We start from the raw sequence: 9,974 nt of genomic DNA on the forward strand, positions 1-9,974 counted from the left end.
TTTTACCATCAAACTGTACCCCCTAGATAAACGCTTAATAACTGCACAGTTCATTCTCAATAAGCACCTAATTTTTTCAAGGAGTATGTGCCTCCAAAACCTTTATCTGGTTTAGTTTTGCGCTGATTGTCGCCCCTTGAACATTAAGTGTCTTTCAAAACCAACGCCGCCCGTCAGCTTTGATGTGCTTGGAGATCAGACAAAAGTAATGAATCTGCTGGAGTATTAGAGCTTCTTCTAAACCAATCTCTGCGGCCAGTAGTGGCGGAACCAACAGAGGCGATTCTAAAGTGATTAACTTGCTGGTCATATTTTTACCCAATGTTTAAAAAGGCATATTTTCTTGGTCTTTTAGGGGTGCTTGTGACCAAAATTCTCTGAGCGCTTGGAGTTTTACCGCCTCAAGCTGTTGTTTGTGTTCGGGCGATGTCTCTCCTACCAAGCGCTGTAATTCGTCCCTCTGCTTTTGCTTCATTTGTTTAGTAGTAGCAGCCAGGATCGCCTTTGACTCATCATGGCCCTGCTGCGATGGACGGAACGACGGCGGAACATAAACCGAAAATGACGTTTGTCTTGCGAAGGGAGCGATCGCCATACGTCCTCATCCCATCCTGGTGGTACAAAATCAGCCGACGGAGGCAACAGGTTTTGAATTTGGGATTGGAGGACTGCGATCGCTCTGCTGTGTTCTTCAATGACCTTGTTCTGCTGTTAAATTTTCTCCAACAGTTGTGACAATAACTCTTGAGATTGCGGGGCTAACTCTGCAAGGCGGGTTTTCAGTGCGAAGTAATTCTGTGCAGCGGCTATTTGAGGCTTGGGTTGAGTCGATGGCGGGTATTATCCCGCGCACCTCTCAGTTAGATCCGAGCGTGCCCGTTTCCGTGCACTCGGCTCCCGATGTTCTAGGGTTTCCCCTTGCTCATGTGAATGTAGTCGTGACAGCTTTCATGCACTGCTAGCAGGTTTTTAATCTTCCAGTTGTTATGGTCGCCGTCGATGTGGTGTAGGTGAATTCGTTCTTCACTGAATGTTCCTAGTCCACAATATCCACATGTATGGTGTTGCCGTTTTAGAGCTTTAGAGGTTTCTCCGTCGTAGAGTTTGCTATTACGATTGCTCCAGTACGGGATGTCTCCGTCGTATGGAGATTTCTCACCTTGGACGTTGATAAATTTGTTTTCGGAGTAAGGAACGCTGGGAAATGCTTTTTCTAGCAGGATTTTACTAGAGTATCGGTCATTCGTTGATTCCTTTTTAAACACCTTTATTGTTCTGCTTCGGATATGATATAGCGAGTTTCGCGATCCATCCATTTTGCAGAACTGATGGTAGTTCCTCCATCCTCTAACCAAGGGGGCTAGCTTAAGAGCTTTAACCTTGGAACCATAGTTAGAGCAATTGATGATAGCTTTTATTTTCTTACGGAATGCTTTGAAGTTATCCACTGAAGGGGTACACCTAAACTTTCCGTTGCTTTGCACTTTGAAGTGCCAGCCTAGGAAATCAAAACCATCTGTCGTAGCGGTTACTTTGGTCTTCTTTTCACTGATATTCATTCCCCTTTCTGCAAGGAACTGGTTTATTCTTTCGAGTATTTCGTTTGCATCATCATCGGGTCTGAGTATTATTACCATGTCATCCGCATACCGGATTGATGGTTCTATAATGTCTTTAGATGAAGTTTTAGACGTTAATTTCCGTCCATTCTTCACGTGACATTTGTGTATACTTTCGATTCCGTTAAGAGCAATATTTGCTAAAAGCGGGCTTATCACGCCACCTTGGGGAGTACCTTGTTCGGGAAAGTCGGGGTGTATTCCTGCCTTAAGACATCGGAAGATACCGATTTTCATCCCTTTTGGCGCTATCAGATTATCCATGATAGTTGCGTGTTTTATCCGGTCGAAGCATTTTTCGATATCAAGCTCTATGACTCGCTTCTCTATTCCGTTTGCTTTGGAGTTTAAATTCAGAAACAGATATTTTTGCGCATCGTGCGCTGAACGTCCGGTTCTGAATCCATAACTTCTAGGATGGAAAGTTGCTTCGTGTGCTGGTTCTAATGCATATTTTGCGAGACATTGCCACGCTCTATCTGCAATAGTGGGAACTTTTAGAATTCTGGTTTTACCATCTTTCTTAGGTATTGGGATTTCTCTTAACTTGTTATGATGCCAGTTAAGGTATTTATTTTTGAGGTTTTCCTCAAGTTGGAAGCGTTCTTCATAGTTGAGGGACGCTCTACCATCAATACCCGCAGTCTTTTTACCAGCATTTAGCTGTGTTACTTGACGAATAGCCAGTAGCCGCGCTGTCCTGGATTTTAGAATCAGTTTTTGTAGTGACCGCGCTTTCCGCGTATCTCCTGCTTTAACTGCTTTGAACACTCTTACTTGTAGACGGAATAAGTCACGTCGGAATTTCTTCCAAGGTAACTTGCTCCAGGATTCACTAGTATTGTTACTGTGTCTAATCATGTTCTGACTCCTAAGAATGTTTTCTAAACACCTTGCAGCAATTACGCCGCATCCTACCCGAATCAAAAGAATTCTGTCGCTCGTCTGACTTACCTGGGGTTCGACCGTTCCCAAGACCTTTGATTCGTTTTTCTTCGTTCCCCGGAATGGGATTGGTATGTGTCGTTAGGTGGAACCAACTTCAACCGCTAGAATCCCTTACTCTTGCCGCTTGACCCTCGATTCATCGGCGGGATTTTATCTCTAGCGAAGTCAGGGGTTTTTTGTTATACCCTGCTTCGGCGTAGGTTGCTTTTTTAGGTTCTGTTTCACCTTGTACACTCCCTGTTAGCGCCAGTGTCAGTCCATAACGACCGTCTGTTTACGCCCTGTTCCCGGCTTCACTCTGCGAAATTCCGAGTTCGCTCGGTGCGGGCAGGTAAGGAGTCACCTCTGAGTTTGAGGGAGAGGGCTTTCACCTCTATCTTTTCCGGAGTTCAACCTAACACTAAGTGTTGGGTTGGTTAGCTTATGTACGGACTGGTTACCGTGATTCAGCTAACAACGAATCGCACCGCGGATCGCCGTTCATGGCCACCAAATAACAGGCGTGTCGTGATAGTTTATAATCTTTCAGCACTTCTCGGAATGCTTGAGATGCGCCAATTTGCGCCATTTGGACGACATCGACCAAATGGTGTGATGGATCTATCCCTGAATTCTTGGCACTGATTTTTGCTCTTTCAACCGTGTCCTTAATTCTTTTCCAGGTTTGATAGCCCAGCAAGGTTAACAATTCGGTTGCTAACCAATACTCATAACCAAGCTCATCAATTTTTTTGATTTGGTCGAAAGGGCTATTTCCTGCTGGTGCTGTTCTTGAATTTGGGCGATCGCCTCGGCATATTCTTTTGGATATGTGCGCTCACTTTTAAATGGCACAATTGCGTCATTACCTAAATTAGTCAAATCAGCATTGTTGACCAGTAACCTCTCACTACCAGCGAAAGTCACAATCTGTTGCAAAGCGTTGGGTGGGTCTGCTTCAATCACTCCTGATTCGCCGTATCTGGGATGCGATTGTGATGAAACCCTAACTGATTGACACAATTGCGTTTTGTAGTTGTCTGGAATTGTAGTATCTTTTTTGACATTAGTAATAACTTTTGGTGCTACCTTATTTACTGCCTTAGCAAAATCGGTAGCAGTGGGAAAGGGTTTTTCTTTAGCTGCGATCGTTACAGCTTCATTTAACTTATCTGGGGTTTTGACCAATCGGAGCAACGGACGAGTTTGAGAGGGTTTGGTAATCTTGTCCTTTAGCTCGTCGCTGAGAGTATCAACCACTTTCTTGGCAGCGAGTAAATCTCTGACGCGCCGATACCCTCCGTATTTGGTAAGCTCGTTTTCGCAATAGTCTTCAAAACTGGTATGTCCAGCATCAAAGTAATAACAGTTGTCTCTCATCAACTGCAATTCTTCTATTGCCTGCCACTCGAACCGCTCAATGGCGGCGAAGGTGTCTTGAATGCTGCTGTTGAGAATGCTGTAGCTGGGTGCTGGTGTTGTTTCGCAGCGGTCTAGTGTCAGCATATTTCTTGCCCACTATAGTATTGCTTGGAAAACTTGTGTCGCAATTAGTACCAAAGTGAGTATCTGGCCGATCTTTGGGTTTGACCAAAACTGTGTCAGCATTGTAATTAGCTCACTTTGTAGTCCAAGGTTTGAGCAGGCGATCGCTTTGGCTACAACCGCCGACAACCCTACCTGTTAATGGATGCGGCAGTAGTGTTTGATAAATTAAAGTCTAAATGTGATCCAATGGATCGCATTTTGCCTACCAACGAACGACAAGTGCAACCTCTGATTAAGCTAGAACCATCACAGCAGCAGAAAGTTTGGCAGCAAGCAGTAGAAAAAGCTGGTGGTAAAACTCCCTCTGGTCGCATAGTCCAAGATATTGTAGATAAAATACGTGAGCGAACCAAAATTCCCAATCCCTACCATCTTGGCGAAATCTGCATTCTTTTGCCCAAAGACAACCCAAACTTGAGGGGGAAAGACGGTTATTGGGGAGTGGTCAGTCATGTAGGGGATTATAGTTGTACCGTGCAGTGCTGGGATGGCGACTATACGGTAAAGGTAGAACACCTAAAATCCTTGGAACTGCTAGATGACGACTGCAAGTTTATGCAACAGTTATGTATGCGATTGCGGCAGTTACATACTGTGGTCAGCCGCGATGAGGCTGTGGATTGGCTGTTGCAGGGGTTGGGGAAGCAAGCTAAACCGTATTTATCATCGTTGCAATCGAGACTACTGGCAGCGATGGAACGGGAGTACAAACTCAGCTGGAAACAGCAGAGGTAATATCAATTCGCAATTCGCAATTTCCGAAAAAAGTCAGATATGGCATGGCTTACGGGGTTTGAATGTGTTGCCTGATTTGAGAGAATTAGTGTAATAGTCTGTGTATTAAAGTTGATAGTACTCCGACAAAACTTGATGAAAGTGAGAAATTCCATATTCAATATCTGCAAGCTGAACCACACCATAAGCTAGAGAACGAACACTTGCTTGTAGCGAACGCACTACCCCAAAGTCTTCATTTAGCACCCGCTCAAATTCAGGTCGAAAGTCATCGGGCTTATAAGGAAAAGCTTCCATCTGTGCTTTTGTTTGATAAATAAAAACTTCAAACTTAGTTCTTGTGGGAGATAAAGGAGTCAGTCGAAAAATTGAAACTTTATCTGTAGCAGTGTTGACCATCATATTAGGAAAGATGAAGCCTTGGTATGATTGTCCTTTTGGTTCTCCAGAAAAAGCGGGATGAAGTTTGACAAATTCATCATCTGTGAAAGGAACAAATATCTGATAGTGCCGCCCAGTTGGAGTGTAAATAATATTCTTGGCATCGAAACATTTTAAACTTTGGGCATGAACAACAGATAAGTGATAGCATTCTAAATAATTCTCAATCGGAAATTTCCAGTTTGCTGCTCATCAGCAAAAATTTGCTCGCTAAAGTAGTAATCACCGGGTAATCCAAATTTCGGTTTATTAGTGTTAAGAGTTTTATCTACAAATGAAGGATGGGTCAAGTCGCTTTGCTCCAATTGAAAATTCCAAATTAAAAATTGCATGTATTGAAAGGAGTATTGAATGAAATGGCTTCTTGCGCTAATTCCTGCCACCAGAGTTCCATCGCATTTATCATTGCCCGAAACCCTGCTTCAAACTCTGTAAATTGTTCGGGTTGTATGTATGCTGCCACAGCAGTTCTTAAGTCGGTTTCATGTTCAATTTCCCACTCATTTAAATGCTTGTTGAAGAAATATGCTAAATCTTGAGGCATTGCTCCTTCCAGCAACCACTCTACAAGTTGGGCGATCAAACTTAATTCTGGAATTGAGGTTGCTTCGATAGCATAAGTCGCCCCAAGCACATAAGTTAGTTGTTGAGCAAATAGCAATTGCAAAGTTGTCAGCAGTTTGGATGTAGCGATTGACGGTATTGTGTTTTTCACAGGAACACCCAGTCCCTCTTCCAGTCCTTGGGCTAAAAGCGTATAATGAGGGATTCCTTGGGTGGTGCTACCCATCTCTTCAGCGATGTTTTCTGTGAGTTCTTGGGCAACACCGTTCCATCCTGTTACCAGCGCTTTGTGTCTTGCTAAGTCTGTCAAACACACCAACTCTTTGGGAAAAATGGAATATTGCTGCATGACATAAGCAATCTGAGCAGAACTTGTCTGGTGAAGTATTTGTATAACAGGATTTTTTGTACTGCTAAATGCCACATAATCCTGAGCAAGTAGTTGATTAAGCCGCTTTGTTAAGTAATTAAATTCCATGAAATTTTAATCCTTTCTGCATATCTGCTGAATGCCAATCTAGCTTTGAAAATTGCCAAAAATTCATGTAATCTTCATATTTGTATGGCTAGAATAGCTTCCGTATCTTGATAAATCTTGAGTAAAGTCACTGAAAATAACTCAATAACTAAATAGATGAAAAGTAGTGATTTTACTAGGAAAAATACAGAAATATTACCCATTCCCTATTGGTTTATTAATTAAACACAAACTTATTTTGATAGTGCGAAGTTGCTGAAGGGTAATCTAGATTAAGCAAAGACCTGCCCGAACTAAGATTTACAAATGACGATACATTCATCTAGTAAAGTCCGTGGATTTCCATTACAGATAGTTTTGATTTTTCCTTTCGTGGTGCAAGTTTTTGGCATCGTGGGACTGGTCGGGTATCTGTCGTTTAAAAATGGCGAAAAAGCGGTAAACAATCTAGCAGAACGGTTGATGGAACGAACTAGCAGTGAGGTAAATCAACATTTGGATGCTTACCTGTCGATTCCTCATAAAGTCATCCAGATCAATGCCAATGCAATTCGTATGGGATTGCTGGATGTACGCGATCGCCTCAAGGTTGGCAAATTTTTTTGGCACGAAATGCAAGCCTATGACCTAACCTTTATCAGCTTGAACCTGGCAACTGGGGAAGGGACTGGAGCCGGTCGTTATGATGGCAAGACAGTGACCATCGATGATAACGCCATCAAAACGCCAAACCTGCCCAAAAATACGAAAACTTACTTGACAGATAACGATGGCAACCCAACCCAAGTGATGACCACCAGTACTTGGGATACCCTCAATGAACCTGCGTATACTGAACCTGTAAAAGCCGGGAAGCCGATTTGGGTTCGGATTTACACCTACTATGACCCAGCCTATCCCCCGTATATTGTGGCATCGGCAGGTCGCCCAGTTTATGATGTCAGCAAAAAACTGATTGGTGTTGTGGGGGCTGAAATCCACCTGTTGAAACTCAGTGAATTTTTACAAAAATTAAATGTTAGCCGCTTCGGACAAGTGTTCATTATTGAGCGAGATGGGATGTTAATTGCTAATTCGGCTCAAGAAAAGCCTTTTACCGCAGTCAATAATCAAATCAAGCGCCTCAAAGCAATCGACAGCCCCAATCCGGTAGTACAAGGCATTGCCAAGCAGCTTCAGCAGCGAATTCCAGATTTGCAGTCGATTAGCAATACCCAGAAACTGAAAGTGAATTTTCAAGGCGAAGATTTCTACGTGCATATTGTGCCTTGGCGTGACCAACATGGTTTGGACTGGTTAGTGGTGGTGGGTATTCCAGAAAAAACTTACATGGGACAAATCCATGCCAACACCCAAATTAGCATCTTGCTTTGTTTTATGGCGCTGATAGTCGCAACGACAATTGGCATATTTACCTCGCGCTGGATTGTACGTCCGATTTGGCGCTTGAATCAGACTACTCAAGCAATAGCATTTGGTGACTTAGAACAAACACTCCAACAAAGTAATATCCAAGAACTTAACACCCTTGCCCACTCTTTTAATCACATGGCAAGGCAATTGCGCCAATCCTTTATCGCTTTAGAAAATAGTAATGCAGAACTAGAAGCGCGAGTCGAAGAACGGACTGTTGAACTCAAAACAGCCTTAAGTGAATTGCAGTGTACTCAAGCACAAGTAGTTCAAAGTGAAAAAATGTCTAGTCTGGGTCAACTGGTAGCAGGTATTGCTCATGAAATCAATAACCCAGTCAACTTTATTCACGGCAATATTACTCACCTGGATGAATATACTCAAAACTTGTTGCAGATGATTTATCTCTACCAAGAACGCCATTCTAGTTACGATCCACAAATTCAAGCATTTGCAGAGGAAATTGAGCTAGAATTTCTCATTGAAGATTTACAGAAGATGTTATCTTCGATGAAAATGGGAACTGAGAGGATTCGTAGTATCGTGCTGTCTCTGCGGAATTTTTCGCGTATGGATGAAGCAGAATTTAAGACAGTTGATATTCATGAAGGCATCGAGAGTACGCTGTTAATTCTGCAACACCGCCTCAAAGATAGACCAGAGCATCCAGCAATTATAGTGATTCGAGATTATGGCAACTTGCCGCAAGTGGAATGCTATCCTGGACAACTCAACCAAGTATTGATGAATATTCTGGTAAATGCAATCGATGCCCTTGATGAGGTAAATACCAAGCGCACTTATCAACAGATACAGGAAAATCCCAGTCAGATTACTATCCGCACTTCAGTAACTAATTCACAGTGGGTAGAAATTGCCATCTCTGATAATGCACAAGGAATGCCACAATCAGTTCAAAGCCGGATCTTCGATCCATTTTTCACTACCAAACCTGTAGGTAAAGGGACAGGTATGGGTATGGCAATCAGCTATCAAATCATTACGGAAAAACATTATGGGAAATTGCAATGTTTTTCGACCCTTGGGCAAGGCACTCAATTCATAATTCAACTGCCTATCCGACAACAAACTGATACCGTTGGCGAATTCCCCAAACAGCTAAACTAAACCGATTAGTTCAGTGATGAAACAATTGAGAGCCTTCTGAGCAGTTTTATACCCAGATGCTTGTTTACCTAACTTAAGTTCAGACAAAATACGGTCACGTAAAATTTCAAGTTCTGCACCCATTGGCAATCCAACAGAATGTTTTGCGCTTGCAGTATCAGATATACCGTCAGTGACAGTACCCTTCTTTGCAGATCAGTCAATTTGGGGAGAGAGGTTAATGCGACTGGGAGTTAGCCCCCAATCGATACCGTTCAAGAAAATATCAGAAGACGTTCTAGCAGAGGCAATTAAAGTAGTACTGGGCGATGAGGTGATGCGCTCCTTAGCCCAAGAGTTAGGCCAGAAGATTAGGGGTGAAGATGGCGTAGCAAATGCAGTTGAAGCATTTCATCGGCATTTGGGTTTGATGGCGTAATTGTAAGTTAGTGTCCGGATGGAGTCTAGGAAAGCGTAGCCACTTTCATTGCTTCAGTTGAACGCCCAGTTAATACAGCAGATTGCAGGTTCATGAAGTACAGTAACAACAGTCTGTAAACCAGTTTTTTAGATGTTTCGGATTAATCAAATCAAGAGCAGTCGCAATTAGAATATCAACCATTGTTGTTGTGGTTGGAGAGAATTGACGTAAAAAAGCGGCATTGTTGCGACCACCAAAGTTCAATTGGATTAAAATCAGGAGAATAAGGTGACATATTCAAAACGCTGGCACCTTTTGATTGAATCAAGGGTTCAATTGAAGCTACTTTATGAGATGGCACATTATCCATAACAACTACAGCCCCCACCCATAATTGAGGGAGTAAACATTTTTGGATAAAGACTTCAAATGCATTTCCATCCATTGAACCGTTCATAGTCATGACAGCTAAAACTTTTTTTAAGCTGATTGCGCCAATAACAGTGACTTTAGCACCCCGATAAAATGGTTTTAAATCATACACTCTTTGACCGTAGGGGCTTCGAGCCACTTTTCGTGTTAAACCAAGTAAAACACCCATTTCATCAATGAAAACTAAGTTTTCTGGATCTATAGTTTTAACTTTTTCCCAAAATTCACACCTTAACTTTTGGACTCTTTCGGTGGCACATTGACTACTACGTAATGTCTTTTTTTTTGT

The 9,974-nt window shown here is 42.6% G+C and carries 14 protein-coding genes; 4 read left to right on the forward strand and 10 right to left on the reverse strand.

Annotated elements, in window-relative coordinates:
* Window positions 1-154: 154 nt before the first annotated feature.
* Window positions 155-310, reverse strand: coding sequence for a hypothetical protein (locus tag RMY31_RS17865; RefSeq protein ID WP_322665625.1), 156 nt, complete (start codon window positions 308-310; stop codon window positions 155-157).
* A 15-nt stretch (window positions 311-325) separates the two neighbouring features.
* Window positions 326-475: a hypothetical protein gene (locus tag RMY31_RS17870; RefSeq protein ID WP_322665627.1), complete on the reverse strand. Its 150-nt coding sequence runs from the start codon at window positions 473-475 to the stop codon at window positions 326-328.
* A 29-nt stretch (window positions 476-504) separates the two neighbouring features.
* Here RMY31_RS17870 and RMY31_RS17875 point away from each other — a divergent pair, with 29 nt between their 5' ends.
* Window positions 505-735 (forward strand): hypothetical protein, encoded by a 231-nt coding sequence (locus tag RMY31_RS17875; protein WP_322665629.1) that lies wholly within the window; start codon window positions 505-507, stop codon window positions 733-735.
* A gap of 170 nt (window positions 736-905) precedes the next feature.
* Here RMY31_RS17875 and RMY31_RS17880 read toward each other — a convergent pair whose 3' ends face one another.
* The 3 genes from RMY31_RS17880 to RMY31_RS17890 form a co-directional block, all read right to left on the reverse strand.
* Window positions 906-2,480 (reverse strand): group II intron reverse transcriptase/maturase, encoded by a 1,575-nt coding sequence (locus RMY31_RS17880; protein ID WP_322665631.1) that lies wholly within the window; start codon window positions 2,478-2,480, stop codon window positions 906-908.
* Between the two features lie 523 nt (window positions 2,481-3,003).
* Window positions 3,004-3,255: a hypothetical protein gene (locus RMY31_RS17885; RefSeq protein ID WP_409878061.1), complete on the reverse strand. Its 252-nt coding sequence runs from the start codon at window positions 3,253-3,255 to the stop codon at window positions 3,004-3,006.
* 8 nt (window positions 3,256-3,263) lie between these two features.
* Window positions 3,264-4,052 carry a hypothetical protein gene (locus tag RMY31_RS17890; RefSeq protein WP_322665636.1) on the reverse strand — a complete coding sequence of 263 codons (789 nt, stop codon included), beginning with the start codon at window positions 4,050-4,052 and terminating at the stop codon, window positions 3,264-3,266.
* Between the two features lie 228 nt (window positions 4,053-4,280).
* On the opposite strand from RMY31_RS17890, the gene RMY31_RS17895 reads away from it, so the two are divergent.
* A complete protein-coding gene (locus tag RMY31_RS17895) occupies window positions 4,281-4,829 on the forward strand; it encodes a hypothetical protein (RefSeq protein WP_322665638.1) in 549 nt (182 codons plus the stop codon).
* A gap of 105 nt (window positions 4,830-4,934) precedes the next feature.
* On the opposite strand, the gene RMY31_RS17900 is transcribed toward RMY31_RS17895, so the two are convergent.
* From RMY31_RS17900 to RMY31_RS17910, 3 genes are read right to left on the reverse strand one after another with little or no spacing between them, the layout of a single operon-like run.
* Window positions 4,935-5,438 (reverse strand): RHO alpha subunit C-terminal catalytic domain-containing protein, encoded by a 504-nt coding sequence (locus RMY31_RS17900; RefSeq protein ID WP_409878065.1) that lies wholly within the window; start codon window positions 5,436-5,438, stop codon window positions 4,935-4,937.
* Window positions 5,423-5,602 (reverse strand): hypothetical protein, encoded by a 180-nt coding sequence (locus RMY31_RS17905; protein WP_409878062.1) that lies wholly within the window; start codon window positions 5,600-5,602, stop codon window positions 5,423-5,425. Before RMY31_RS17905 ends, RMY31_RS17900 begins: the two co-directional genes overlap by 16 nt.
* A complete protein-coding gene (locus tag RMY31_RS17910) occupies window positions 5,590-6,312 on the reverse strand; it encodes a DUF3865 domain-containing protein (protein WP_322665641.1) in 723 nt (240 codons plus the stop codon). The genes RMY31_RS17905 and RMY31_RS17910 overlap by 13 nt, the downstream gene beginning before the upstream one ends.
* Before the next feature lie 306 nt (window positions 6,313-6,618).
* Here RMY31_RS17910 and RMY31_RS17915 point away from each other — a divergent pair, with 306 nt between their 5' ends.
* Window positions 6,619-8,853 carry an ATP-binding protein gene (locus tag RMY31_RS17915; RefSeq protein ID WP_322665643.1) on the forward strand — a complete coding sequence of 745 codons (2,235 nt, stop codon included), beginning with the start codon at window positions 6,619-6,621 and terminating at the stop codon, window positions 8,851-8,853.
* On the opposite strand, the gene RMY31_RS17920 is transcribed toward RMY31_RS17915, so the two are convergent.
* Window positions 8,845-8,976 (reverse strand): hypothetical protein, encoded by a 132-nt coding sequence (locus RMY31_RS17920; RefSeq protein ID WP_409878063.1) that lies wholly within the window; start codon window positions 8,974-8,976, stop codon window positions 8,845-8,847. The genes RMY31_RS17915 and RMY31_RS17920 overlap by 9 nt on opposite strands.
* 49 nt (window positions 8,977-9,025) lie before the next feature.
* On the opposite strand from RMY31_RS17920, the gene RMY31_RS17925 reads away from it, so the two are divergent.
* Window positions 9,026-9,271 (forward strand): hypothetical protein, encoded by a 246-nt coding sequence (locus RMY31_RS17925; protein ID WP_322665645.1) that lies wholly within the window; start codon window positions 9,026-9,028, stop codon window positions 9,269-9,271.
* A 175-nt stretch (window positions 9,272-9,446) separates the two neighbouring features.
* On the opposite strand, the gene RMY31_RS17930 is transcribed toward RMY31_RS17925, so the two are convergent.
* Window positions 9,447-9,974, reverse strand: a 528-nt coding sequence (locus tag RMY31_RS17930; protein WP_409878064.1) for an IS630 family transposase, incomplete at its 5' end; no start/stop codon positions are given.

It is taken from the genome of Dendronalium sp. ChiSLP03b (genome assembly GCF_034531165.2).
Taxonomy (GTDB): Bacteria; Cyanobacteriota; Cyanobacteriia; order Cyanobacteriales; family Nostocaceae; genus Dendronalium; species Dendronalium minutum.